Here is a 24456-nt window from a genome sequence, read left to right as displayed (position 1 = left end):
TGTTATCTCGCAAGATCAGTGTCTTACTTCTGCTCCATGATGATCTGCAGCAGATCTCCCTCCAGCAGGGCGCGCTTGACCAGTGCAAAGCCGCCATAGGTCGGCTGGTTCTGGAAGCGGGCTTTCACGATGGGCAGGCCACGGTGGAAGCTCGGCAGGGATTGATGCTCGACACAGCGACGGATGGCCGGGAAGAGGATCTCTTCGGCGGCGGTGATTTCGCCGGCGATCAGCACCTTCTGCGGGTTGAACAGGTTGACCGTGATGGCCACGGCTCGTCCCAGATGCTCACCCACGTTCTCGATCACGCTGCGGGCCAGTTCGTCCCCCGCCAGCGCCGCCTTGCACACCTCCTGAATGGTGATGTGCTTCTCCTGCAGCGCGCTCTGGTGGCCGCGGCTGATGAGCTCCTTCACCTTGTCGATGATCGCTTCGTTGGAGGCGATGGTTTCGAGGCAGCCGAAGTTGCCACAGTGGCAGCGCTTGCCGAGCGGCTCGACCTGAATATGGCCGATCTCGCCGACGTTGCGGTTCTGACCGAGGAACACCTGACCCTTGGTGATGATCCCGGAGCCCGTCCCTTGGTGGACGCTCACCAGAATGGAGTCCATGCAGTCGCGGGACTCGCCGAAGAAGTGTTCGGCCAGTGCCAGCGAGCGGGTGTCGTTGCCCACGTAGCAGGGGAGGTTGAAGTGGTTCTCAAGCAGCTTCGCCAGTCCCAGATTGCGGATCTGGTACTTGGGGGTGTAGATGACCATACCGGATTCCGGGTTGACCAGACCCGGCATGGTCAGCGCGATGCTGATGAGATTGCGACAGCGTTCGCGGTTGGCATCGATAAAGGCGCCAATCTCCCGCAGCAGCATGTCGACCACGGGTTGCTGGTCGATCTCGGTCACCTGAATGACGTGCTGGTCGAGCTCCTTGCCATCTAGGTCATAGAGACTCAGTTGCAGGTAGCCGCGGCCCAGCTTGGCAGAGACAAACTGAAAGCGATGTTTGATGGTGGTCAGGGAGATGGCACGCCGCCCGCCGGTTGAGGCTTGCGGAGAGGTCTCCTTGATCAGGCCATGCTCGATCAGTTGCCGGGTTATTTTGGTCACGCTGGCCGGGGCCAGCTGACTCAACTCGGCAATCTTGACCCGGGAGATGGGGCCTTGCAGGTCGATGAGCCGATACACGGCTGCACTGTTGACCTGCTTGATAAGATCTACGTTTGCTATTTGTCCGCCAGTCATGATGTCACTGTTGTGTGTAGTGTCCGTTAACCACGGTCCCACGGACCGTGAAGTCCTGATCGAAGACAGTGAGGTTGGCTACTTTACCGACCTGGATACTACCGAGACGTGAGTCCCATCCAATGGCGCGAGCGGGGTAGAGGCTGGCCATTCTCAGTGCTTCATCGAGCGGTAATCCGACCTGCTTGACCAGATTTTCCACCCCCTCAATCATGGTGAGGGAGGAACCGCCGAGTGTACCATTCTCATCGACACACTGACCATCGCGTAAAAAGACGGTGGTGCCACAAAAATCAAATTTCTCAAAGCCTTCCGGCGCTCCGGCTGCCGCGGTGGCATCGGTGACCAGCACCAGTCGCTCCCCCAGCGCCTTGTGAGCCAGACGCACGTTGGCCCAGTGCACATGGTGTCCATCGACGATGATGCCCGCATAGACATCCTTGCGATCGTAAATGGCCCCCACGACGCCCGGCTCGCGACCGTTGAGGGTCGGGGTCATGGCGTTGTAGAGGTGGGTCGCAAAGCGAATACCGTTATCGAACCCGGCCATCGCCTGATCGTAACTGGCGGCAGTGTGACCGGCCGAGACCAGAATGCCCGCTTCCACCAGACGGCGGATATGGGCCGGCTCGTTGCGCTCCGGTGCCAGGGTGATTTTGGTGATGGCATCTGCGTTGGCGCAGAAGAAGTCGATCATCTCGTCCGCTGGCTGGCGAATTTGCGCGGCAGGGTGGATCCCCTTGCGCTTGAGGTTGGTATAAGGCCCTTCCAGATGGACGCCCAGCACCTCGTTGGGGTGTGCCGCCATGTAGTCACGGGTCACCGCAACGGCCTGCTTCATATCCGCATCCGGACTGGTGATCAGGGTCGGCAGGAAGCTGGTGGTACCGGATTTGAGGTTGGCCGCCTGCATGGTTGCCAGGGTCTCGACCGTGATGTCTGTGTTGAACATCACACCGCCACAGCCGTTGAGCTGCACGTCGATAAAACCGGCGGTCAGGTTGGCGCCTTTGAGATCAATCTGCTCGATGCCCGCAGGCAATTCGGCCAGGTGAGAGATGGCGACAATCTTGTCGCCCTCGATAAGCACCCCGTAGCCGGTCAGCACGCAGCTGCCGGTGTAGAGGGTGCAGTTGGTCAATGCGTACATGACGACTCCTTACAGACGGCCGATGTTGGCGGCTTCCAGCTGCTGGAAGTAGCGAACGGTCTTGACCTTGAGCTCCATGGTGGAGGGCTCGTCGCACACCATCATTCCCTTCGGATGCAGTTGCAGGGTGGAGATGGTCCACATGTGGTTGACGCTGCCTTCCACGGCGGCCTGCAGGGCCAGTGCCTTGCCGTGACCGGTGACCAGGATCATGATCTCTTCCGCATCCATCAGGGTGCCGACACCCACGGTCAGGGCCAGTTTGGGCACCTGCTCCATGTCGCCACCGAAGAAGCGGGAGTTGGCAATACGGGTGTCTTCGGTCAGGGTCTTGACCCGGGTGCGGGAGGAGAGGGAAGAGGCCGGCTCGTTGAATGCGATGTGGCCGTCGTTACCCACGCCACCCATGAACAGGTGGATCTTGCCGTAGGACTTGATTTTGTCTTCGTAGCGCTTGCACTCGGCCACCAGATCCTCGGCATTGCCGTTGAGGATGTTGATGTTCTCGGGACGAATGTCGATGTGGCTGAAGAAGTTGTTGTGCATGAAGCTGTGGTAGCTCTCCGGGTGGTCTTCCGGCAGGCCGACATACTCGTCCATGTTGAAGGTGACCACGTTCTGGAAGCTCACTTCACCGGCTTTGTGCAACTCGATCAGGCGCTTGTAGGTGTTGAGCGGGGTGCCACCGGTGGGCAGGCCCAGTACAAAAGGGCGATCGCTGGTCGGCTTGAACGCGTTGATGCGGTCAACGATGTAACGAGCAGACCACAGGCCTACTTGGCTGGCAGATTTCAACGGGATCAGGCGCATATGGGATACCTCTGTGTCGGGTTGCGACCGGTTTGGCGGTGGCAATTGGCTAAGACGGATTCAAGTTGTTTTATAGCGTAAATAAAGATTGCGAACTAAGCCACATCTATCCACCACCTTTATCTTGTTTGGGTGATAACGATCACGATTATCGGTTTATTAATTTGCGCAGCGAAATAAAAGCCCTAGACTGCCAATCAAGCCTTGATGGCTTATGCGTCAAACGTGATAAGCACTTAATTTCTAGAAAAACATTAACTAAGGAGAGGAACCGTGAACATTCTCGGTTATTTGCAAAAGATCGGCCGTGCCCTGATGGTGCCGGTAGCGGTATTGCCTGCCGCAGCGATCCTGATGGGGGTTGGCTACTGGATTGACCCGAATGGTTGGGGTGGTGACAGTGCGCTGGCTGCCTTCCTGATTAAAGCGGGCGCAGCCATTATCGATAACATGTCCGTACTGTTCGCAGTCGGTGTCGCTTACGGTATGTCCAAGGATAAAGACGGTTCTGCTGCGCTGGCAGGTCTGGTCGGCTTCCTGGTCGTTACCACCCTGCTGAGCCCAGGCGCTGTGGCCCAGATCAAGAGCATCCCGGTGGAGCAGGTTCCTGCCGCGTTTGCCAAGATCAGCAACCAGTTCGTGGGTATCCTGTGTGGTGTTATCGCCGCTGAGCTGTACAACCGCTTCAGCAGCGTCGAGCTGCACAAGGCACTCTCCTTCTTCTCCGGTCGTCGTCTGGTACCGATCGTAACCTCCGTGGTGATGATCGTCGTATCTTTCATCCTGATGGCCGTATGGCCGGCAATCTACGGTGGTCTGGTCTCCTTCGGTGAGTCCATCGTGAGCCTGGGCTCTACCGGTGCCGGTATCTACGCCTTCTTCAACCGTCTGCTGATCCCGATCGGTCTGCACCACGCCCTGAACTCCGTGTTCTGGTTCAACGTGGCCGGTATCAACGACATCCCGAACTTCCTGGGTGGTCAGGCTACCATCGATGCTGCTCTGGCCGCTGGCAAGAGCCTGGATCAGGTGAAAGGCGTGGTCGGTATGTACCAGGCTGGCTTTTTCCCCATCATGATGTTCGGTCTGCCGGGTGCCGCTCTGGCCATCTACCACTCCGCCAAGAAAGAGAACAAAGAGAAAGTTGCTTCCATCATGATCGCAGCTGCCTTTGCCTCCTTCTTCACCGGTGTAACCGAGCCGCTCGAGTTCTCCTTCATGTTCGTGGCGCCGGTACTGTATGTCATCCACGCCGTACTGACCGGTATCTCCGTGTTCATCGCTGCCTCCATGCAGTGGATGGCCGGTTTCGGTTTCAGTGCCGGTCTGGTGGATATGGTGCTCTCCAGCCGTAACCCGCTGGCGACCAACTGGTACATGCTGATCCCTCAGGGTCTGGTCTTCTTCGGCCTCTACTACACCGTGTTCCGCGTAGTGATTGCCAAGCTGAACCTGAAAACCCCGGGTCGTGAAGATGAAGAAGATACTGCTCCGGCTGCCGCTCAATCTACCAACCGTACCGAGCTGGCCAAGCAATACCTGGAAGTGCTGGGTGGTCAAGAGAACCTGGTCACCATCGATGCCTGCATCACCCGTCTGCGTCTGACTCTGAAAGACCGCAGCATCGTCGATGAGCGCAAGCTAAAAGCCCTGGGTGCGGCCGGTGTGGTCAAACTCGGTGAGCAGAACCTGCAGGTGATTCTGGGCCCATTGGCCGAAATCATCGCCGGTGAGATGAAAGCCCTGCGTTAATCGAGCGACTCGCTCACCTCAAGTCTAAGTCCATTGTTGACATAACTAAGGGCCCCGCTCAGGGGCCCCATATAAAAAAGCCAAGAAAATCCAACCTTTACTTCAAATGAGAGCAGCAGTTATGAACTTGAAACATTCTCTGTTAGCCATTGCCATGTCTACCGTTTTTGTCAGCCAGGTCCAGGCAGCCGATGCCGCCAAGCAGGCCGTGGTCGACTCCCTCGCCAACAACCTGGTGGTCAAGTATGAAGTGGTCACCAACGACGGTGCCGGTGCCGGCCTCGATTGCCAGGCGCTGGGTTCCGAGTGGGCGAGCTGTGGCGTTGCCAAGCTGCACCTGACCAATACCGGTGCGGACGTGACCTCCAAAGACTGGAGCATCTACGTCTCCTCCATCCGTCGTATCCAGCGTGTGGATAACGACCAGTTCACCATCACTCACCTGACCGGCGATCTCTATCGTTTGACGCCAACCGAGAAGTTCCAGGGCTTTGCCAAGGATGCCACGGTCGAAGTGCCGTTGGTGGTGGAATACTGGGTACTGTTCGAATCTGACATCATGCCGAACTGGTATGTCGCCAGCGAAGGTGCCGAGCCGAAAGTACTGGCCAGCATGAGCAACATCAATGATGCCAGCACCTACGAGAAGCCGATGCCGGCTGATGGCTGGAAGCGCACCAAGGATGACAAGAACATCCTGATGAACAGCGAGACCCGTTTCGCGGCCAACCAGACCAGCACCCTGCTGCCGGCTGTCAAGATTGACAACCAGATCCTGCCGACCCCGATGAAGCAGGTAGTCAAAGCTGGCCCGCAGGTTGACTTCTCTACCATCAAACTCAATGCCCTGGACTTGCCGAGCGATCGCGCCGAGGCCCTGAAGGCTCAACTGACCAAGCTGGGTGTTACCCTCTCCGACACCGGCTACCCGGTGACCATCAAGCTCGGCAGCAAGCTCAAGCAGGCTGAAGGCTATGACATGACCATCGGTCAGAAGGGCACAGTGATCCAGGGTCGCGACATCGACGGGGCATTCTGGGGTGCACAATCCCTGATCTCCCTGCTGGGTGTTGATGACAAGCTGGTGAGCCCGATGACCGTCGAGGATGCGCCGCGCTTTGAATACCGTGGCATGCAGACCGACGTGGCCCGCCACTTCCGCAGTCTGGATACCATGAAGAAGCTGGTTGACCAGATGTCTGCCATGAAGCTCAACGTGCTGCACCTTGGCCTGACCAACGATGAAGGCTGGCGTCTGGAGATCCCGGGTCTGCCGGAGCTGACCCAGGTCGGTAGCCAGCGTTGCCACGACGAGTCCGAAACCAAGTGCCTGATGCCGCAACTGGGTTCCGGCCCGACCAGCGACAACCAGGGTTCCGGTTTCTACAGCAAGTCTGACTACGTGGACCTGGTGCGTTATGCCAAGGCCCGCGGTGTGACCGTGATCCCCGAGATCAACATGCCGGCCCACGCTCGTGCTGCCGTGGTCTCCATGGAAGCGCGCTACAAGCGTCTGATGGCGGAAGGCAAAGAAGCGGAAGCCAACCAGTTCCGTCTGACTGATCCGGCTGACACCTCCAACGTCACCTCGGTCCAGTTCTACGACAAGATGTCCTTCATCAACCCTTGCCAGCCGGGTGCTGCCACCTTCGTGGCCAAGGTAATGGATGAAGTTGCCCAGATGCACCAGGCCGCTGGTCAGCCGCTGACCGCATGGCACTACGGTGGTGATGAGGCGAAGAACATCATGCAGGGCGGTGGCTATCAGGATCCGGCCGTCACCAAGAAAGAAGAGCTGGTCGCCTGGAAAGGCAACGTCGACTCCAGCAAGCAGGACAAGCCGTTTGGCAAGTCTCCAATGTGCCAGAAGATGATCGACGAAGGCAAGATCAAGGAAGTGGGCGAGCTGCCGGTTTACTTCGCCAAGGAAGTGGGCCAGATGGTCAAAGACCGCGGTTTCTCTACCCTGCAGGCGTGGGAAGATGGTCTGAAGTACGCCAGCGGTGCCAAGGATTTCGCCACCGACAACACCCGTGTCAACTTCTGGGAAACCCTCTACTGGGGTGGCTTCAACGAAGCGATGAAGTGGGCGCACAAGGGTTACCAAGTAGTGCTGTCCAACCCGGATTACCTCTACTTCGACTTCCCGAACGAAGTACACCCGGCCGAGCGTGGCTACTACTGGGCAACCCGTTTCAACGACACCCGCAAGGTGTTTGCCTTCGCCCCGGAAAACCTGCCGCAGAACGCCGAGACCTCGGTTGACCGCGACGGCAACGCCTTCGTGGCCAAGGGTGACCAGGATCCGGTCAAGTTCAAGGGGATCTCCGGTCAGCAGTGGAGTGAAACCGTGCGTACCGATGCTCAGTACGAGTACATGGTCTACCCGCGTATCTTCTCCGTGGCCGAGCGTGCCTGGCACAAAGGTGGCTTCGAGCTGAACTATGTGAAGGGTCGCGAGTTCTCCGGCGAGACCAAGTTCGTTAACAAGGCCACCCTCAACAAAGAGTGGAACCAGTTTGCCAACGTACTGGGTCAGCGCGTGCTGCCGAAACTGGATCAGGCCGGTGTTGAATACCGCCTCTCAGTACCGGGTGCCAAGGTAGTGAACGGTGTGCTGGAAGCGAACGTGGATCTGCCGGGTCTGCCCATCCAGTACAGCCTGGACGGCACCAACTGGAGTGCCTATGACGCCGCGGCCAAGCCGAGCGTGAATGGCAAGGTCTACCTGCGTACCACCAGCTTCGATGGCAAGCGCACCAGCCGCGTCACCGAACTGAACTGATAGCAGTCAACCGTTAACATGAGGTGGGTCGCAAGACCCGCCTTTCCCAAGGGCGATGGCGCATCGGATTTGGGAAAGGTTGACTGTGCGTGTGAGCCTTTGTTGTGTGTAATTGTCTGTTTTGTGTTTTTCATCACTTTCAGCCCCGCCCAGTGCGGGGCTTTTTTATGCATTTGGTGTGCAATGTGCCAAGCCACGCCGTTTTTAGCGGTGCAATGGCCGGGAAATGGCCCGGAAGTGCCAAATTCAGGTTGAGACAGCGCCCGTAATAAGGGATCATACCCGGCTTGACGGCGGGGGGATGAGGGTGCCAGCCGGCACAACTTCCGCCAGTGACGCTTTTTTGAGGTGAGCCATGAGTCAGGCGAACAGCCCAACTAACTTTATTCGTCAGATCATTGATGAAGATCTGGCCAGCGGTAAGCACAGCAGCGTGCATACCCGTTTTCCGCCCGAGCCGAACGGTTATCTCCATATCGGCCACGCCAAGTCCATCTGCCTGAACTTCGGCATCGCCCGCGACTATCAGGGCCAGTGTAACCTGCGTTTCGATGACACCAACCCGGTGAAGGAAGATATCGAGTACGTAGAGTCCATCAAGCAGGACGTACAGTGGCTCGGCTTCCAGTGGAACGGCGAGATCTGCTACTCCTCCGACTATTTCGACAAGCTGCACGGCTACGCCATCGAGCTGATTGAAAAGGGTCTGGCCTATGTGGACGAGCTGACGCCCGAGCAGATGCGCGAGTACCGTGGCACCCTGACTGAAGCTGGCAAGAACAGCCCGTTCCGCGATCGCAGTGTGGAAGAAAACCTGGCGCTGTTTGCCAAGATGAAGAACGGCGAGTTCGCCGAAGGCACCGCCTGCCTGCGCGCCAAGATCGACATGGCATCTCCCTTCATGGTGATGCGTGATCCGGTTATTTACCGTATCAAGTTTGCCCACCACCACCAGACCGGTGACAAGTGGTGCATCTACCCGATGTATGACTTCACCCACTGCATCTCGGACGCGCTGGAAGGGATCACCCACTCCATCTGCACCCTGGAGTTCCAGGACAACCGTCGTCTGTACGACTGGGTGCTGGACAACATCACCATCGACTGCCACCCCCGTCAGTACGAGTTCTCTCGTCTGAACCTCGAATACACTGTCATGTCCAAGCGCAAGCTGAACCTGCTGGTGACCGAGAAGCACGTCGATGGTTGGGACGACCCGCGCATGCTGACCGTCTCCGGTCTGCGTCGTCGTGGTTACACCCCGGCCTCCATCCGCGAGTTCTGCAAGCGCATCGGCGTCACCAAGCAGGACAACATCGTCGAGATGAGTATGCTGGAAGCCTGCATCCGTGAAGACCTCAACGAGCATGCGCCGCGCGCCATGGCCGTGCTGCATCCGGTGAAAGTGGTCATCGAGAATCTGGCTGCCGACGAAGTGCTGACTGCCCCGGCTCACCCGAGCAATGCCGAGATGGGTACCCGCGAGTTGAACTTCACCCGCGAGATCTTCATCGATGAAGCGGACTTCAAAGAAGAGGCGAACAAGCAGTTCAAGCGTCTGGTGCTGGGCAAGGAAGTGCGTCTGCGCAATGCCTATGTGATCAAGGCCGAGCGCATCGAGAAAGATGCCGATGGCAAGGTCACCTGCATCTACTGCTCCTACGACCCCGAGACTCTGGGCAAGGATCCGGCCGATGGCCGCAAGGTGAAAGGGGTGATCCACTGGGTCAGCGCCACTCACTCCCTGCCAGCCGAAGTGCGTCTCTACGATCGTCTGTTCAAGGTGCCGAACCCGGGCGCCGAGGATGACTTCGAAGCCGCCCTGAACCCGGAATCCCTGGTGATCATCGAGGGTGCCCGTGTCGAGGCGTCGCTCAAAAACGCCAAGCCGGAGCAGGCTTACCAGTTCGAGCGTGAAGGTTACTTCTGCGCCGACAACAAGCTCTCCAGCCCGGAGCATCTGGTGTTTAACCGCACCGTTGCCCTGCGCGACTCCTGGGGCAAGGTAGAAGGCTAAGCCGATGGGGCAGGGGAGACCCTGCCCTGTGTGCTGCCAGCGGCCTGCGCCGGACAATAAAAAAGCCAGCATCAGCTGGCTTTTTTATTGTCCGTTATCTGCAAGTCGCGGCCGACTTATTCGTCGTGCTTGCACTCACCGGTAGCACAGTGACCGTAGAGGTAGAGGCTGTGGTTGGTGAGACGGATATTGAATTTTTTGGCGATCTCGCGCTGACGTTGTTCGATCACTTCGTCGGAGAACTCGATCACCTTGCCGCAGTCGAGGCAAACCAGGTGGTCGTGGTGCTCCTGAGTGGCCAGCTCGAATACCGACTTGCCACCTTCGAAGTGGTGACGGGTAACGATACCGGCATCATCAAACTGGTTGAGAACGCGATAGACGGTAGCGAGACCAATCTCTTCACCCAGGTCGATCAGTCGTTTATAGAGATCTTCGGCGCTGGTGTGCTGGCAGTCCGGCTGTTGCAGGATTTCCAGGATTTTGACCCGGGGCAAGGTGATCTTGAGCCCGGCCTTTTTTAACGCTTGGTTGTTGTCTGCCATATTCTACTTATTCGCATTCTCGAAGGTGGGGTTATTCTGATGGACTGCCGCAGGAATGGCAACCTTGAACTCGCTTGGCCTGTCATTATAGGTCGTAGCCTCCCTAAAAATAAACCCAGCAATTCAAGGGGTTTAGCCATAAATGGCCGGTTGGATTGAAATAATCAATCGTGTCGTCCGACTTGCTGGCATGGCAGATGTTGATAAGATGTAACTTTCATATTCTGGTCGGATGAGATCCATGGATTGGCTTTTTGACAATGCGGCCTGGGTGCGCCGCGCACTCAACGCTTGGCCCCCGTTCTGGGGCGCTGGTATCAAGATAGAGACCCTGAGCGATGACTTTCGCTACTGTCGGGTGACCCTCAAATCCCGCTGGTGGAACAAGAACGCCAACCGCACCCAGTTTGGTGGCAGCATGTTTGCCATGACTGACCCCATTTATCCGCTGATGCTGATGGGCTACTTCAAGAATCGCTACTACGTCTGGGACAAGGCGGGCAGCATCAACTACATCAAGCCGGGCAAGGGCAAGCTGGTGGCCGAGTTTAACCTGACCGAGGGCAAGCTGGCCGAAATCGTGGCGGCGACCGAAGGTGGCAACAAGCACTTCCCCGAATTCGAGGTGACGGTACAAGACAAGAGCGGCGAGCTGGTGGCGCAGGTCAAGCGCACCCTCTATGTGCGGGCCAAACCGGAGCACAGAGGTGAATAACAGGGAAGAATAAAGGCAGGCATCGCAACAAGCAGATACAACAAGGGCCCCGTCGGGGCCCTTGTTGTCAGAGGTATGAGGGTGAGGTGGATTACTCCAGCTCGCCCAGGCACATCTCTTCGTGCAGCTGCTTGCACCAGCCCTTGACGCGCTCGGCAGTCAGCTCCGGCTGGCGATCTTCATCGATACCCAGACCGACAAAGTGCTTGTCATCGACCAGTGCCTTTGAGGCTTCAAACTCGTAGCCTGCAGTCGGCCAGTGACCGATGATGATGGCGCCTTTGGCTTCGACGATGTCACGCAGGGTGCCCATAGCGTCGAGGAAGTACTCGGAATAGTCTTCCTGATCACCGCAACCGAAGATGGCGACCAGCTTGTTGGTGAAGTCGATTTCGCCCAGATCGGGGAAGAAGTCGTCCCAGTCGGCCTGGGCTTCGCCGTAGTACCAAGTCGGGATGCCGAACATCAGCAGATCAAAGCTCTCGATGTCGGCCTTGCTGCTCTTGGCGATGTCACGGACTTCAATCAGGTTTTTGCCCAGCTCTTTCTGGATCATCTTGGCGACAGCTTCGGTGTTACCGGTATCGCTGCCAAAAAACAGACCTACACTTGCCATAGTGTTTAGTTACCCGTATTTGGTGTTAATGCTCAACGCTCAGACTGCAATGTCCACCGCAAAGGCGGACTCAATCTGTTGTTTCAGGATAGATTGGATCAGCTCGGCTCGGCTGATGTTCTGTTGTAACGCAAGTTGGTTCAGGCGCTCCAGCAACTCGGCCTCCACCTTTAACTCTACCCGCTTCAGCCCATTTTCCCGATCGCGCTTAAGCTGGTTACGCTTGTTGATCTTGAGCTGGGTCTCGCGGGGGAGTGGATTGGTCTTTGGCCTGCCGGGGCGCTTCTCATTTGCGAACAGATCCAGTGTTGTTCGATCAGTTTGCTGTTTGGCCATACATCACAGATGAAAGTAAGTTAGCCGAGTCCTGAGCCTTCCCAGCCCAGTTCGATCAGCCCCTTGGCGACAAAACCCGCACAACCCAGAAACAGTACCAACCAGACGATAAAACGACCGAAACGGGGCACGTTGCCGCGCTTGAGCACGTCCTGAATGGCCAGGCCAATCAATATGAAAATGGCCACAAAGAATAACTTGAGGCCCAAACTTTCGATCAGGTCGATATGTTCACTTAGCATGGATTGCGCACACTCCTTATGACCGGCGCACTATATCACAAAGGATTTGAAACTGTTAACCGCCTGTCGACAGGAAATCCACAACCAATTTGTTGAACAGAGCCGGTTTTTCCGCATGCAGCCAGTGGCCGGTACCCGCGATGACACGCACCTTTGCCGCCGGGAATTGGGCCAGTGCCGTCTCGCTGTATTGGGGCTGCATATAGTCAGAATCCCCCCCTTTGATAAAGAGCACAGGCCCCTCGAAGCGATGCTCATCCTCTGGCCAGCCCATGATGTTGGCGTAGTTTTGCTCAAGGGCGGGCACATTGAAGCGCCAACCCCAGCCATGCTCGCCTCTGGCGAAGGATTTGAGCAGGAACTGGCGCACCCCGGCGATCTCGATGTGCTGTGCCAGCATGGCTTCCGCTTCACTGCGGCTTTGCGGCGGCGTGCGCAGTGTGGCGTTGAGCCCGGCGAACACATTCTGGTGGCGGGAGTGGGGATAGGCGACCGGCGCCATGTCGGCTACCACCAGCCGGCTGACCCGCGCGGGCGCCAGCTTGGCGACCTGCATCCCTACCTTGCCCCCCATCGAGTGGCCTACTATCGCCGCCTGATCAAGCTCAAGGTGATCCATCAGCGCGAGAATGTCGGCCGCTTGCGCCGGGTAGCTCATCTCGTCCGAGTGAAAGGAGGCACCGTGGTTGCGCAGATCGACGCTGATGACCCGATAGTGCTCGTAGAGGGCACGGGCCAGCAGGCCGAGGTTGTCGAGGCTGCCAAACAGGCCGTGGATCAGAATAACGGCCGGGCCCTGACCCTGCTCCTTGAAGTTCAATATGCTGTTTTGTTGCAAAATGACACCTTGTCGGTCGTGGGTGCGTATCGCTGTTTTATTTAACGCACTGGAAAGAAAAGGATTTCGTCCAACGGATGGGGAATAAATGTGGTTTTTTTTCTAAAAAATCCCGTCCGGATCGGCTATCAGTGCGGCTGATCACACACTTGGCCCGCTATTATGCCGTATTCTCGATGAGATTCATGTACATCTGCCAGCCCCTTGCTTGGGCTGTCGGGTTTGCCTATGTATAATCGCCGCATCCGAATTTCGACGAGTCCAGCGCATCCCTATGAAAACCATCGAGCTTGATGACGATCTCTACTTCTATATCGCCAGCCAGACCCGGCACATTGGTGAAAGTGCCTCCGATATCCTGCGCCGTCTGCTGGAACAGCCTGCTCACCAAGGTGTGCCGGTTGCCGAGCCCGTTGCCGTCGCGCAGCCCAGTACGGTAGCCACCCAACAAGGGCTGCAAGCCCTGCTCGATTCCGGTGAGCTGCAAAAAGAAGAGAAGTCCATCAACCGCTTTATGCTGGTGCTGAGTACCCTCTACCGGGATAACCCGGAAGGCTTTACCCAGGCCACCGAAATCAAGGGGCGCAAGCGCGTCTATTTCTCGCAGGATCCCGAGGCTCTACGTGCCAGTGGCAGCACCACCAAGCCCAAGCCGGTACCGGAGACCCCGTTCTGGGTGATCACCAACACCAACACCAGCCGCAAGCAGAACATGGTGGCCCAGCTGATGGCCAGCATGGGCTATGGCGAAGAGGTGATCGCGCAGGTGTGTGGCGCAATTTAACGATTCTTCAAGACTCAGGCCTTGCCCGGCAAGGCCGCCATTACGCAAGGAAAACGCCATGGCTCAGCATTCCCACGCCGGTCAACCGGCCCGTTTAAGCGACCTGACCAACATCCCCCGTCTGGTCAGCGCCTACTACCTCAACAAGCCGGACATGAGCCGCCCCGAGCAGCGGGTGGCCTTTGGTACCTCCGGCCACCGTGGCAGCGCTCTGCACAGTGCCTTTACCGAATCCCATATTCTGGCGGTGACCCAGGCCCTGGTGGAGTATCGCCAGCAGGCCGGTATCACTGGCCCGCTGTTTGTCGGTATGGATACTCACGCCCTGTCCGAATCCGCCTTTGCCAGCGCCGTCGAAGTGCTGGCCGCCAACGGCGTTGAAACCCGCATTCAGGCTGGCCTCGGCTTTACCCCGACCCCGGTCATCTCTCACGCCATCCTGCGCCACAATGCAGGTAAACCGGCTGCCCGTGCTGACGGCGTGGTGATCACCCCGTCTCACAACCCGCCGGAAGATGGTGGCTTCAAGTACAACCCGCCCCATGGTGGCCCCGCCGAAGGGGAGATCACCAAGTGGGTCGAGGACCGTGCCAACGCGATTCTGGAAGCGGGTCTAGCCGGCGTGAAACGGATGCCGTTCGCCGAGGCGCTCAAGAGCCCGTTCGTGGTCGAGCACGACTATGTCACCCCCTATGTGGATGATCTGAAGAACGTGCTGGACATGGATGCCATCAAGAACGCTGGCATCAAGATCGGTGTCGATCCGCTGGGTGGCTCCGGCGTCGCCTACTGGGACGTCATCGCCAAGACCTATGGTCTGAACATCGAGGTGGTGAACTACAAGGTCGACCCGACCTTCTCCTTCATGACCCTGGATAAAGACGGCAAGATCCGGATGGATTGCTCCAGCCCGTTCGCCATGGCGAGCCTGATCGCCCTCAAGGACAAGTTCGACATCGCCCTTGGCAACGACCCTGACTACGACCGTCACGGCATTGTCACCAAGTCCGGCCTGATGAACCCGAACCACTATCTGGCGGTGGCAATCCAGTACCTCTTTACCCATCGTACCGGCTGGTCTGCCGATGCAGCCGTCGGCAAGACGCTGGTCTCTTCCTCCATGATCGACCGGGTGGCCGGCGAGATTGGCCGCACCCTCAAAGAGGTGCCGGTCGGCTTCAAGTGGTTCGTGGATGGCCTCTACAGCGGCGAGTTCGGCTTTGGTGGCGAGGAGAGCGCAGGCGCCTCCTTCCTGCGTAAAGATGGCACCGTCTGGACCACCGACAAGGATGGCTTCATTCTGGCGCTGCTGGCGGCAGAAATTCTGGCGGTCACCGGCAAGGATCCGCAGGCTCATTACGACGCACTGGAAGCCAAATTTGGCCGTTCCAGCTACCGCCGCATCGACGCCCCGGCCAATAGTGCCCAGAAAGCGGTGCTCTCCAAGCTGGATCCGGCGCTGGTGGAAGCCTCCACTCTGGCCGGTGAGCCCATCATCGCCAAGCTGACCAAGGCGCCGGGCAACGATGCCGCCATCGGCGGCCTCAAGGTGGTGACCGAGAACGGCTGGTTCGCGGCGCGCCCCTCTGGCACCGAGTCCATTTACAAGATCTACATGGAGAGTTTCAAGGGCGACGCGCACCTCGACCTCATCCAGCAGGAGGCCCAGCAGATCGTCTCCGCGGCACTGGCCAAGGCCGGGGTCTGATTTCGGGTCAATCTGCCGTGAATAAATAAAGTAATTGGTATAAAAAAGGAGCCGTTAAGGCTCCTTTTTTTATCTGCTGATCACGGTCTGTCAGCGCGCCGCCTTCACCGCCAGCCCCAGCTGCCACACCGCCATGGCGTAGTGGGTGCTGTGGTTGTAGCGGGTGATGGCGTAGAAGTTGGGCAGACCGTACCAGTATTGGTAGCCGGTGCCGACATCGAGGCGCAGCAGGCTCGCCTCGCTGTGGTTGCCAAGGCTGCTGGTGGGGGTCAGCCCGGCGCGACGCAGGGAGGCCACCGGGTAGCGGGTCTGGAAGCCGTGCTCATAGCCGGGCAGCTGGCCCTGACCACGCACCGCCACCGGTTGCCCCTTCTCCCAGCCGTGGGCCTTGAAGTAGTTGGCTACGCTGCCGATGGCATCCACCGGATCCCACAGGTTGGTGTGGCCGTTGCCGTCAAAATCCACCGCGTAGCGCTGGAAACTGGAGGGCATGAACTGGCCGTAGCCCATGGCGCCGGCGTAGGAGCCCTTGGGTTCGGTGGGGTCCATCCCCTCGTCGCGGGTCATCACCAGGAAGGCTTCCAGTTCGCTGGTGAAGAACTCGGCGCGGCGCGGGTAATCAAACGCCAGGGTGGCCAGCGCATCCAGAATGCGGGTCTTGCCCATCACCCGGCCCCAGCGGGTCTCGACCCCGATAATGCCGACGATGATCTCGGGCGGCACTCCGTAGATCTGCTCCGCCCGATTGAGCTCGTTCGCGTATTCGCGCCAGAAGTTGACGCCGTTCTGTACGTTGTCCGGGGTGATGAACTTGGCGCGGTAGCGGTTCCAGGCGCCGGTCGGGCCGGTCGGTTTGCTGGTGGTTGGCGCCTGGGCATCCATCAGACGGATGATCCAGTCGTAGCGCTCTGCCTGCGCCAGCACCTGATGGAGCTGGGCGCTGTCAAAACCGTGCTTCTCGACCATCTTCTGGACGAATCTGTCCACGTTGGTGCGATTGGCGAAGTCCCCTTTGCTCACCCCCTGGCTGTAAACGGGGCTGCGCGACGGCGTCTGGTTGATGAAGGCGCTCTTGGGTTGGGGGACGACCACTGGCTTGGCAGCCGGCGTGCTGCTGCAGCCACCGAGCAGAGGAAACAACGACAGAGTGAGAAGAGAGGCAAGGCGACGCATAGGGTTCTCAAGGAGACTGATAAAAGTGCCGCCATGGTAAAACATTGTCATCCGGGCGCAAGTGTTCCGTGCGCCGCACCCATCGCCAATTCATCGCGTGATGGATTCACCCTCCGGTGAGGGCTGCACTGGTTAGCGCCGGGGGGGACGTAGCGTGTGGTAGCCGCTCCAGAGCCGGGTCAGGGTGGTGATGACGCAGAGCAGGGCAAAGCCGTAGGCGAGCGGGGCGAAGGCGGCTGGCCACAGGCACATCAGCACGAACAGGGCGATGGTCTCGCTCCCCTCGGTGAGACCGCCCAGATAGTAGAGAGACTTGTGGTGGTAGACCGGATTGTCGATGCCCCGCTTGCCCGCCATGATGGCAAACGCCAGAAAGCTCGACCCTGTGCCCATGAAGGCAAACAGCAGGGTGGCGGCGGGCAGCGCATTGGCGGGGGCGGCGAGGGCAAAGCCCAGCACCACGGCGGCGTAGAAGATGAAATCCAGCGTGATGTCGAGAAAGCCGCCGCAGTCGGTGATGCCGGTTTCCCGTGCCACGGCGCCGTCGAGCCCGTCCAGCAGCCGGTTGAACAGGATGGCCGCCAGCGCCCACTGATAGCAGCCAAAGGCCAGCAGCGGCAGCGCCAGCATACCGATGGCAAAGCCGGTGAGGCTGATCTGGTTGGCGCTGACCCCGGCGCGGCAGAGCGGTTTGGCGAGCCGGTTGAGGGGGCTGCGGATAACGGGGATCAGGTGGCGGTCAAACAAGGTGAACTCCTCGGTCAAAAACGGGATTCGGTGAGCTGAAGTATGGTGCCCGGCGCGTCCTCTTCGTCGTGGGTCACCAGAATGGCGGGGATGGCCAGCGCCTTGATCTGCGCGAACACCAGTTCGCGAAAGGCGGCCCGCAGCGGCTTGTCGAGGCGGGAGAAGGGCTCGTCCAGCAGCAGGGCCTCGGGCTCGGCCAGCAGGGCCCGCAACAGGCTGACGCGAGCCTTCTGGCCGCCGGAGAGCGCTCCCGGCAGCTTGTCTGCCTGACTTGTCAGATCCACCTGCGCCAGCGTAGCCACCGCCTTTTCTCGCCTCGCCCTGTGCCCTTTCACGCTGGCCGGCATGCCGAACATCAGGTTCTCGGCCACCGTCAGATGGTCGAACAGCAGATCATCCTGAAACAGCATGCCGATGCGCCGCGTCTGGAGCGGCAGCTGGGTGAGCCGGCGCTCGCCAAGGATCACGTCCCCCTCCAGCCGGATCGGGCCGCTTGCTGGCAGTACCCCCGCCAGCGCCGCCAAGAGCGAGCTCTTGCCACAGCCGCTGGGGCCCATCAGGGTCAGCACCTCACCCGGCGCCACCTGCAGGGCGGGCAGCGAAAACAGCAGGTTTTCCTCCAGATAGAGGCGAAGAGGCGTGGTGCTCAGCATATGGCTATTTCCATCATGAGAGTTCATCGTGAGCCGTTCCCTTTGAGCGCCGGGTTGAGTCGGGCCGGCAGCCAGAGCGCCAGCAGATAGATAACGAGCGGCAGCAGCAGTTGCAGCAGGCCGTAGAGACCCGCCAGTCGCCGGTTGAGGCCGCTGCCAATAGCCACCGCCTCGGTGGTGATGGTGGCGACCCGGCCTGCGCCAAACAGCAGGGTCGGCAGGTATTGGGCCAGGCTCACCGCAGCCCCTACCGCAAAGGCAAACAGTAGCGGACGGGCCAGCAGCGGCGCTTTGACCTGCCACCAGGCTCGCCATGGTGTTGCCCCCAGCAGCAGGGCACTCTGGGTGATCCGCGGGTCGAACTGGCGATAGGGGCCGTGCAGGCACAAATAAACATAGGGAGAGACAAACAGCAGCTGGCTCCAGAGCACCCAGCCCCAGCCGATGCCATCGCCCCCCCATCCGAGACTGAACCAGTCCACCCCGAGACGGATGCCGAACAGCAGGCTGGCCTGCGGCAGCAGCAGCGGCAGGCAGATGAGCCAGAGCGGCCAGGGACGGCGCCCGGCTTGCGCCTCCAGACTGCACACCGCCATCACCAGTGCCAACAAGCCGCTCACCAGCGCCAGCAGTGCGCTGGTTACCAGCAGTGGCAGCAGGGTTGGCAGCAGATCCAGCCAGTAGTGACCGCTCCACTGGCTCGGCCAGAGGGCGGGAAAGGGCCAGCGCCGGGCCAGCGACCAGATCAGCAGCGCCCCCAATACCGCCAGATTGATGGCGCTGAGGGTCACCACGCTAAGCGTGGCAAGGGGGCGGCCAAGAGCGCTTGGGTTTGCTCGTCTGCCATCGAGCCAGCCGGGTTTGCCAAGGGTTCGATGGGCCAGCTCCAGCAGCCGCAGCAGGGCCAGCAGCAACGCCGTGATGGCGAGCAGCAGCAGGGCGCCGCTGGCGGTGGCGCCGCGCCAGACCAGATCCGGGTCCTGATACCAGAGCCACAGGCGCACAGCCAGCGGAGCGGGGGCATCGGGCCCGAGCAACTGGGCCAGATCCACTACCGCCACCCCGTAGGCGGCGACTGCATAGAGGGGCAGGCGCAGGGCGGGCCAGAGCGCCGGCAGCAGCAGGCGCCACCAGATCTGGGGGGCGCTGAAGCCGAGGCTCGCCCCCAGCCACTGCTGGCGCGTCACCCTGGCGGGGTCTTGCGCACCGAGCGCCATCAGCAGCAGGAAGGGGGTCTCCTTGAGGGTCAAGGCGAGAATGAGCCCGAGCCCGGCGGGATCGCGCAGGGTCTGCCAGTCGGGGGGCAGTTCAAATCCAGTGAGGGTCGGCGAGAGCAGGCGCAGCAACCAGCCGGAGGGGGCGAGCAGAAAGGCAAAGCCGATGGCAAAGGCGACATGGGGCAGCGCCAGCAAGGGCGAGAGTAACCGACGCAGCCAGCAGAAGGCCCGGCTGTCACTGTGGGCCAGCAGCAGGGCGGTCAGCAGCAGGCTGGTCAGGGTCGAGGCGGCGCCAATCCACAGACTCAGCAGCGCCGAGTGCCACAGGCCCGGTTGGGCCAGCAGCAATTGCAGATGGGCTTGGGTCAGCCCCTCAGCCAGCAGCAGCCAGCCCCCCGCCAGCAGCGGAAGGCCAAAAACCAGAGCACACCCGGCGGTGAACAGGGGGCGCCAACCGAGGGGAGCGTAGCCAAACCGGCTCATCAGTGGCCGTAGCGCTCGGCCCAGGCGGCTTCGAGCCTGAGCTGCCAGCTGGGGTGGGGCTCTGCCACGGCCTTGAAGCGCAGTGCCGGTTGTCCCTTGGCGGAGTCCGGCAGGGCATCGCTGCGCAGTACGCTGGGATCACCCCAATACGCGGGATCAGCCTTGCGCGCTTGAGCGGCAGGGCTTAGCAGGAAGTTGGCGACCACCTTGGCCCCCGCGCGGGCGTTGGCGTTGAAGGGAATGGCGAGAAAATGGCTGTTGGTGAGCGCCCCCTTTGCCATGGCGACCGCCTCGACGCTGGGGGGCAGGGCGCCAATCTGGGCTGCGCTCTGCGCCTCCTGCGGGTTGAAGCTGATGGCCATCGCCAGCTCGCCATCATCGAGCAGCTGGCGGGTTTCTGCGGCGCTGGCCGGAAACAGCTTGCCCTTGCGCCAGAGTGCCGGGTGCAGCTCATCGAGCCAGGCCCAGAGCGGGGCTGTGATCCTGATGAACTCGGCATCGGTCGCCTCCCGATAGAGAGGGGCGGGATCCGGCGTCAGCTCCAGCAAGATCTGCTTGAGAAAGCTGGAGCCGTGAAACTGGGGCGGCTTGGGATAGGTGAAGCGGCCGGGGTGGGCCTTGGCCCACGCAAGCAGGGCGGCAGCCGAGGTGGGGGGGCTGGTGACCTCTTCGGTGTCGACCATCAGATTGAGCTGGCCGATGCCCCAGGGGGCTTCCAGCCCTTCCACCGGCAAGGTGAAGTCCTCACTCACCGGCAGGCTGCCGTCGACCAGCGCCATGTTGGGCAGCTCACGGGTAAAGGGGCCGCCGAGCAGCCCCTGCTCCTTGAGCGCCTTGAAGTTCTCGCCGTTGACCCAGAGCAGATCGATGGGGCCGCCACTGTGCTTGCCCGCCTGCTTGTTGGCCAGCAGCTGGCTGACGCTCTGGGCGATGTCATCCACCTTAACCTGTACCAGCTTGACCTGATAGTCGCGCGCCAGCTCCTGCCCGGCCCACACCAGATAGGCATTGATCTCCGGGCTGCCGCCCCAGGCATTGAAGTAGACGGTCTGCCCTTTGGCCTCATCAAGGGTCTGTTGCCACTGCGGGTTGCCGGCGGCGTTGGCCTGAGTGACGAGAAGAGTGCCTGCCAGCAGGGGCAGGGCGCACAACAGCTGTTTGAACGAGGGCAATGAGTGTCGCATCCGGGTTACCTGGAGTTGGGTCTGGCGCCGCGGCGCCAGCGGTGATAACGGGTCAGCAGCGCCAGCAGGGTGGCGGGCTGACGGGCCCGTCGCCACTCGCCCGCCAGATACTTGTTCCCCTCCATCAGGGTGGGGTAGGCGTGAATGGTGGCGAGGATCTTGCCAAGGCCGAGGCGGTGGCGCATGGCGAGTACGAACTCGGCGATCCGCTCGCCGGCGTGAGTGCCCACTATGGTGGCACCCAGGATCTGATCCTTGCCGGGTACGGTGAGCACCTCGATAAAGCCCTGACGCTCGCCGTCGGCGATGGCTCTGTCCAGCTCGGCCAGCTCGAACCGGGTCAGCTCGAAGGGGATGCCCTGCGCCCTGGCCTCTTTCTGGTTGAGGCCGACCCGGGCGATTTCTGGCGTGGTGTAGATGGCGGCCGGCATGACCCGATAGTCGGCCCGAAAGCGCTTGAACGGGCTGAACAGGGCATTGACCGCGGCATACCAGCCCTGATGGGCAGCGGCATGGGTGAGCTGGTAAGGGCCAGCTACGTCCCCCGCCGCCAGAATGCTGGGGTAGTTGGTGGCAAGAAAGCCATCAACCGCCACCGTGCCGCGCGGCGTCAGCTCCACCCCCAGCGCTTCGAGCCCGAAGCCGCTGACGTTGGCGACCCGACCCAGTGCCAGCAGCAGTTGCTCCCCTTCCACCACCTGTGTCTCGTCGCCCCGACGCAGTTGCAGCCGGATGGGGAGATCTCCCTCAGCCGCAGGCAGATAGTCGGCTCGCTCGGCGTGCCAGCCGGTGAGCACCCGCACGCCGTCATGGGCCAGCTGTTCCGCCAGCAGCTCGGCCACCTCCCGCTCTTCGCGGGGCAGCAGCTGATCCGAGATCTCTACCAAGGTCACGGGCACCCCTAGCAGGGCAAAACTCTGGGCCAGCTCGCAGCCGATGGGGCCGCCGCCCAGCACCAGCAACTGGCGCGGCGCAGTGCGCAGTTGCCAGAGGGTGTCGGAGGTGAGCCAAGGCACCTGCTCAAGGCCCGGCAGCTTGGGCGCCAGCGGCCGGGCGCCGGTGGCGATAACGATATGACGGCTGGCAAGGCGCTGGCCGTTAACCTCCACCTCCCAAGGAGAGACCAGCCGAGCCTCCCCTTCGATACACTCCACCCCCAGTCCCTGATAGCGCTCGATGGAGTCGTGGGGTTCGACCTCCTTGATGACGCGGGCGACCCGCTCCATCACGGCGGCGAAATCGGCGCTGGCTTGGCTTGGGGCAAAGCCCAGTTCACTGGCCCGGCGCTGTTCGGCGGCAAAGCGGGCGCTGCGGATCAGCGCCTTGGAGGGGACGCAGCCGCTGTTGAGGCAATCGCCCCCCATCTTGTGCTTCTCGATGAGCGCCACTTTGGCCTTCACCGCCGCGGCGATATAGCTGGTCACGAGGCCGCCGGCCCCGGCGCCAATCACCAGCAGGTTGTAGTCATAGCGGGTCGGTTTGCGGTAGGGGGCGTGCAGTCGATGCTGGGCGAGGCGCCGCTGCAGACCCTTGAGCAACATCGGCATCAGCCCGAGCAGGGTCAGCGCCACCATCAGGCCGGGGGAGAGGATATTGCCGGTGCTGGTGAGGTTGGCGAGCTCGCTGCCCGCCAGCACGTAGACGAAGGTGCCGGGCAGCATGCCAAGCTGGCTCACCCAGTAGTAGGTGCTGACTTTGATAGGGGTGAGCCCCATCAGCAGGTTGACCAGAAAGAAGGGGAAGATGGGGATGAGGCGCAGGCTCAGCAGATAAAGCGCCCCTTCCTTTTTCATGCCGGCCTGCAAGCTGGCCAGCTTGTCGCCAAAGCGCCGCTCGACCCAGTCGCGCAGCAGAAAGCGGGCGCTGAGAAAGGCCAGCGTTGCGCCAATGCTGCTGGCAAACGAGATCAGCAGCAGTCCCCAGACGACGCCGAATACGGCGCTGCCTGCCAGGGTGAGCAGGCTGGCACCGGGCAGAGAGAGAGCGGTGCTCACCACGTAGACGGCGACGAACAGCAGGGCTGCGCTGACGAAATGGCGGTCGACCAGGGCGGCCAGCTCGGCCTGACGGGCCTGCAGCTGGGGCAGGCTCAGGTAGTGACCAAGGTCAAAGGCGAAAAAGGCGCCGATGAGGCAACCCATCACCAGCACCAGCAGCAGGCGGGAGCCGCTCATCAGGCGTCCTTGTTATCCGGTTGGGCCGGACGCACTGGCTGCACCGGCAGCTGGCAGAAGCCCTGCGGGGCGATATCGAGGGCGGCGTTGAACTTGGCCGACATGTTCTGGAAGGCGATGAGGCCGGTGAGCTCCACCATGGCGTCGTCATCGAACCAGGGCTTGAGGCGGGCGGCCTGCTCATCGCTGACCCCATCGAGGCCCGTCATCGCCTCGGTGTAGTCGAGCACGGCCCGCTCCCGCTCGTCGAACAAGGGGCTTTCGCGCCAGTTGGCGAGCGCCTCCACCTTCTCGCTGGAGCCCGCCCGCTTGATGAGGGTCATGGCGTTGATGTCGACACAGAAGCGGCACCAGTTGAGCTGGGAGACCCGCACCGTCACCAGAGAGCGCAGCACGGGATCGATGGGGGAGCGCTTGCGGTTGATGACGCCATAAAGGGTGGCGACGGCGGCAAACAGGCGCGGCGAGCGGCCCCAGCACTTGCCCGGAATGAGCACCTGACCGTAGTTGCGCTGTTGCAGCCAGAAAAAGGGGCGGATAAACCAGGCATATTCCCGGTCGGGTTTCACCTCGACGCGCATTGATGACCTTCTTATAGCTTCAAATTGGGTTTGTAGGCCTGACCCAGCCGCTCGTTGAGGCGGATCAGAAAATCCTCGATCCGTGCCCGGTTGGTGCCCAGATCGCTTTGCCCCTGACGGGAGGCTGATCGCATATCGATGCGGGTCTCTTTGGGGCCAGCAAAGACCCGCAGCGCCACATCATCCTGAAAGCCGAACCAGCCGGTGGTAACCACCGCATCCAGACCATCCGGGCTGGGTCGTACCTGCCAGCCCAGCTCCTGCATCAGTTCGTTGGCTTCAATCACCACTTCGGCAGGAGAGGCCCTGGTAAAGAGAGGACCAGGTTTTGCCTCAACTGCTTTCAGCGGTGCGCTATTTATTGGCAGATCCTGCGCCGTTCTGAGCTCTGCCGCCCAGCGTAGCTGGGGGGGATTGTAGGGATCTGTGCTCACATCGTTGATCAGCGGCATCCGCAGCGCCTGTGCCACAAATGTCAGCGGCAGCAGTAGCGGCAAGGCGCCAAGGCCGCAGGCGTAGCGGTTGCGGCTCCAGGGCAGGCGTACCAGCAAGATCAGGGAGACAAGGGCTCCGATGAGACAGCTCGCAAAACCGATCCACCAGGGCCAGAGATGAAAGCGGCTGCCGAGGGCGCCAGCGAGCGGGAGTAACCAGGCCAGCAGGGGCCACAAGCAAGAGCGGGGCATAGCACGGGATCCATCGTCGAAT

22 protein-coding genes are annotated in these 24456 nt (G+C 60.7%); 6 read left to right on the top strand and 16 right to left on the bottom strand.

Features of this window, described 5'->3' with window-relative positions; translation table 11 throughout:
* Positions 1 to 23: 23 nt before the first annotated feature.
* Genes nagC through nagB form a run of 3 tightly spaced genes read right to left on the bottom strand, consistent with a single transcriptional unit; the run spans position 24 to position 3198 of the window.
* Complete coding sequence (nagC, locus tag ACTG20_RS15655; RefSeq protein WP_005334312.1) at positions 24 to 1238, bottom strand: DNA-binding transcriptional regulator NagC; 1215 nt, start codon at positions 1236 to 1238, stop codon at positions 24 to 26.
* A 4-nt stretch (positions 1239 to 1242) separates the two neighbouring features.
* Entirely contained in the window at positions 1243 to 2388 is a 1146-nt protein-coding gene (nagA, locus tag ACTG20_RS15650) for an N-acetylglucosamine-6-phosphate deacetylase (protein WP_021231107.1), read from the bottom strand.
* A gap of 9 nt (positions 2389 to 2397) precedes the next feature.
* Positions 2398 to 3198 carry a glucosamine-6-phosphate deaminase gene (nagB, locus tag ACTG20_RS15645; RefSeq protein WP_005334308.1) on the bottom strand — a complete coding sequence of 267 codons (801 nt, stop codon included), beginning with the start codon at positions 3196 to 3198 and terminating at the stop codon, positions 2398 to 2400.
* A gap of 273 nt (positions 3199 to 3471) precedes the next feature.
* Between nagB and nagE the strand changes: the two genes are divergently transcribed.
* From nagE to glnS, 3 genes are all read left to right on the top strand, one after another.
* A complete protein-coding gene (nagE, locus tag ACTG20_RS15640) occupies positions 3472 to 4950 on the top strand; it encodes an N-acetylglucosamine-specific PTS transporter subunit IIBC (RefSeq protein ID WP_194495955.1) in 1479 nt (492 codons plus the stop codon).
* 121 nt (positions 4951 to 5071) lie between these two features.
* On the top strand, positions 5072 to 7735 hold the full coding sequence (locus tag ACTG20_RS15635) for a beta-N-acetylhexosaminidase (protein ID WP_194495956.1): 2664 nt from the start codon (positions 5072 to 5074) through the stop codon (positions 7733 to 7735).
* Positions 7736 to 8090: 355 nt separating this feature from the next.
* Positions 8091 to 9752 (top strand): glutamine--tRNA ligase, encoded by a 1662-nt coding sequence (gene glnS / locus ACTG20_RS15630; protein WP_005334302.1) that lies wholly within the window; start codon positions 8091 to 8093, stop codon positions 9750 to 9752.
* A 116-nt stretch (positions 9753 to 9868) separates the two neighbouring features.
* On the opposite strand, the gene fur is transcribed toward glnS, so the two are convergent.
* The gene (gene fur / locus ACTG20_RS15625; protein ID WP_005334301.1) at positions 9869 to 10297 is read right to left on the bottom strand and encodes a ferric iron uptake transcriptional regulator; all 429 of its coding nucleotides are present in this window, start codon (positions 10295 to 10297) and stop codon (positions 9869 to 9871) included.
* A 241-nt stretch (positions 10298 to 10538) separates the two neighbouring features.
* Between fur and ACTG20_RS15620 the strand changes: the two genes are divergently transcribed.
* On the top strand, positions 10539 to 11012 hold the full coding sequence (locus ACTG20_RS15620) for a DUF4442 domain-containing protein (RefSeq protein ID WP_005334300.1): 474 nt from the start codon (positions 10539 to 10541) through the stop codon (positions 11010 to 11012).
* A 91-nt stretch (positions 11013 to 11103) separates the two neighbouring features.
* On the opposite strand, the gene fldA is transcribed toward ACTG20_RS15620, so the two are convergent.
* From fldA to ACTG20_RS15600, 4 genes are read right to left on the bottom strand one after another with little or no spacing between them, the layout of a single operon-like run.
* Complete coding sequence (gene fldA / locus ACTG20_RS15615; protein ID WP_005334298.1) at positions 11104 to 11628, bottom strand: flavodoxin FldA; 525 nt, start codon at positions 11626 to 11628, stop codon at positions 11104 to 11106.
* A 39-nt stretch (positions 11629 to 11667) separates the two neighbouring features.
* On the bottom strand, positions 11668 to 11964 hold the full coding sequence (gene ybfE / locus ACTG20_RS15610; protein WP_005334297.1) for a LexA regulated protein: 297 nt from the start codon (positions 11962 to 11964) through the stop codon (positions 11668 to 11670).
* A 20-nt stretch (positions 11965 to 11984) separates the two neighbouring features.
* Positions 11985 to 12206, bottom strand: coding sequence for a DUF2788 domain-containing protein (locus tag ACTG20_RS15605; RefSeq protein ID WP_005334296.1), 222 nt, complete (start codon positions 12204 to 12206; stop codon positions 11985 to 11987).
* 55 nt (positions 12207 to 12261) lie between these two features.
* Complete coding sequence (locus ACTG20_RS15600) at positions 12262 to 13026, bottom strand: alpha/beta fold hydrolase (RefSeq protein WP_439987900.1); 765 nt, start codon at positions 13024 to 13026, stop codon at positions 12262 to 12264.
* Between the two features lie 292 nt (positions 13027 to 13318).
* On the opposite strand from ACTG20_RS15600, the gene seqA reads away from it, so the two are divergent.
* Positions 13319 to 13828: a replication initiation negative regulator SeqA gene (gene seqA, locus ACTG20_RS15595; protein ID WP_075115494.1), complete on the top strand. Its 510-nt coding sequence runs from the start codon at positions 13319 to 13321 to the stop codon at positions 13826 to 13828.
* Between the two features lie 58 nt (positions 13829 to 13886).
* Positions 13887 to 15536, top strand: coding sequence for a phosphoglucomutase (alpha-D-glucose-1,6-bisphosphate-dependent) (pgm, locus tag ACTG20_RS15590; RefSeq protein ID WP_021231101.1), 1650 nt, complete (start codon positions 13887 to 13889; stop codon positions 15534 to 15536).
* A gap of 90 nt (positions 15537 to 15626) precedes the next feature.
* Here pgm and mltB read toward each other — a convergent pair whose 3' ends face one another.
* The 8 genes from mltB to ACTG20_RS15550 all read right to left on the bottom strand — a co-directional run bounded on the left by mltB (position 15627) and on the right by ACTG20_RS15550 (position 24434).
* Positions 15627 to 16709, bottom strand: a complete 1083-nt coding sequence (gene mltB / locus ACTG20_RS15585; RefSeq protein WP_194495957.1) for a lytic murein transglycosylase B — start codon at positions 16707 to 16709, stop codon at positions 15627 to 15629.
* Between the two features lie 132 nt (positions 16710 to 16841).
* Entirely contained in the window at positions 16842 to 17456 is a 615-nt protein-coding gene (locus tag ACTG20_RS15580; RefSeq protein ID WP_194495958.1) for a CDP-alcohol phosphatidyltransferase family protein, read from the bottom strand.
* A gap of 14 nt (positions 17457 to 17470) precedes the next feature.
* On the bottom strand, positions 17471 to 18109 hold the full coding sequence (locus ACTG20_RS15575; protein ID WP_194495959.1) for an ATP-binding cassette domain-containing protein: 639 nt from the start codon (positions 18107 to 18109) through the stop codon (positions 17471 to 17473).
* Positions 18110 to 18132: 23 nt separating this feature from the next.
* Complete coding sequence (locus ACTG20_RS15570; RefSeq protein ID WP_440008040.1) at positions 18133 to 19809, bottom strand: ABC transporter permease; 1677 nt, start codon at positions 19807 to 19809, stop codon at positions 18133 to 18135.
* A complete protein-coding gene (locus ACTG20_RS15565) occupies positions 19809 to 20993 on the bottom strand; it encodes an ABC transporter substrate-binding protein (protein ID WP_194495960.1) in 1185 nt (394 codons plus the stop codon). The genes ACTG20_RS15570 and ACTG20_RS15565 overlap by 1 nt, the downstream gene beginning before the upstream one ends.
* A 5-nt stretch (positions 20994 to 20998) precedes the next feature.
* Positions 20999 to 23167, bottom strand: coding sequence for an FAD-dependent oxidoreductase (locus ACTG20_RS15560; RefSeq protein ID WP_194495961.1), 2169 nt, complete (start codon positions 23165 to 23167; stop codon positions 20999 to 21001).
* A complete protein-coding gene (locus tag ACTG20_RS15555) occupies positions 23167 to 23748 on the bottom strand; it encodes a carboxymuconolactone decarboxylase family protein (protein ID WP_101614179.1) in 582 nt (193 codons plus the stop codon). Before ACTG20_RS15555 ends, ACTG20_RS15560 begins: the two co-directional genes overlap by 1 nt.
* An 11-nt stretch (positions 23749 to 23759) precedes the next feature.
* Positions 23760 to 24434 carry a DUF1499 domain-containing protein gene (locus ACTG20_RS15550; protein ID WP_439987786.1) on the bottom strand — a complete coding sequence of 225 codons (675 nt, stop codon included), beginning with the start codon at positions 24432 to 24434 and terminating at the stop codon, positions 23760 to 23762.
* Positions 24435 to 24456: the final 22 nt, after the last annotated feature.

It is taken from the genome of Aeromonas sp. 84A, from assembly GCF_051919345.1.
GTDB lineage: Bacteria > Pseudomonadota > Gammaproteobacteria > Enterobacterales > Aeromonadaceae > Aeromonas > Aeromonas veronii.
Note: the sequence above shows the minus strand (reverse complement) of the source record. Positions and strands in the feature narration are given on the sequence as shown.